This window comes from Bathymodiolus azoricus thioautotrophic gill symbiont (assembly GCF_001298715.1).
GTDB lineage: Bacteria > Pseudomonadota > Gammaproteobacteria > PS1 > Pseudothioglobaceae > Thiodubiliella.
On the sequence record NZ_CDSC02000488.1, the window covers coordinates 1 to 1,501 of the forward strand.

Below are 1,501 nucleotides of genomic sequence, written 5' to 3' on the forward strand. Positions count from 1 at the left end.
ACTAAGTACAGATGAAATTAACCTTGATAAAAATGCAGCTCGCAAAGCCTGGGCTGAGGAATGTATGATGGATGCATCAGATATTGCTATTGAAATCAGAGACTCTCAACAAGAGTTCAGTGTATGGGATAAGACAACAGTAACAAATCAGCTTGAGGTTTCTCCTGGCCCTAGGGATACACATTATGTTGTTGTTCAGTTAGAAGATGATCCAGTCATGATAAAGAGTTCGGCAAGCAGGGCAGGCAAACATTTTAAAAACTCCACGCTGATTCAAATGGATAAAGAGGGTGGCTACCAGATTGTGCATGGACCAAAATTATATGAAATAGAAGCAAATAATATTAAAATACTATTTAATGGACATGGTGACAAAAGGTTAAAAACTACAGGACAGAGAGTAGCCGATAACATTGTTGATCATGTTGTTGCATTAAAAGGTGTATTACCCGTTCAATCAAGCATTGACACAGTCGCTATAAAAGGGTGTAATCCAGGCGATGATTTTGGTAAAGATGTCGCAAGGGGACTGAAAGCAATGGATATTGAAACCAAGGTCAGCTCTAGATTAGGTGTGTCAAGAGCAGAACCAGTCGGTAGAAATACAGTTAACGATCGCTATCATCTTGACGAAGGAAAGGTTGTCTGGGGCTACAAAGACGGCGAATTAACCCAGCTTGATCCTTACACAGACGACAATTATCATCTTGTTGTTTCTGTGGGTGAGGATGGTTCGCTACAACTAAATAGATCGATAGAAGGATTGAAAGGTAAGTTAAAAATTCGTGTTATGGCAAGTGATTTTGATACTACTTTGGCAGCACTAAAAAAACTAGAAAATCAACTGCCTGATGGCACTTCAATGGCAGAAATAAACATAAAAATGGGTAATGGTAGTGCAGACTGGTATGCCACACATGGTGTAGTTGGTTACTCGGATTGTGTGAGTGATTTAAGTAGTAAGTTCAATGCAAACGTGTTGACATACAGCCCTTCAGGTCCGAATAAAGGATCATATGCTTGTCGTTATGAGCGTGATGAATACACGACAGTAAAAGGACTAGCAGGAGCGAATGGGGTGACCAATGGTTTTGTGTTTTACGATACACGCCCCTCAGACGATGTGGGTTTTTTCTACCGAAAAAATAAAACTGTTGTTTTATACAATCTCGCAAAAAGACCTAGTCACAACAAGATACCTCTGGTTCTCATAGACTCAGACAGTTACTCTGAGCAAGAACTGTTAGGACATCTTAAAGGTGCAATAAATCAGATTGAGGGTTCTGTCTCTAAAATAAAAATCATTACAAAAAATACTGCAATGAGTGATGACGATTACAAATCCATGATGAAATTCTTATCTAAAGAGCTACATGTTAGAGTTGAGGCGTATAACACCGACTTTCAAATCAAACCATGGCTATCCATAAACCCTGGTGATACCCAAGTAAAAGAAGATCTTAGTGCAAAACACCTGGCAGAAACCCAACCTTACAACGAC

General features: G+C 39.4%; 1 protein-coding gene. It reads left to right on the forward strand.

What is annotated here, in order from left to right; all coding sequences use genetic code 11:
• The coding region (locus BAZSYMA_RS09215; protein ID WP_143243195.1) for a C80 family cysteine peptidase at nucleotides 1-1,501 on the forward strand (1,501 nt) is incomplete at both ends.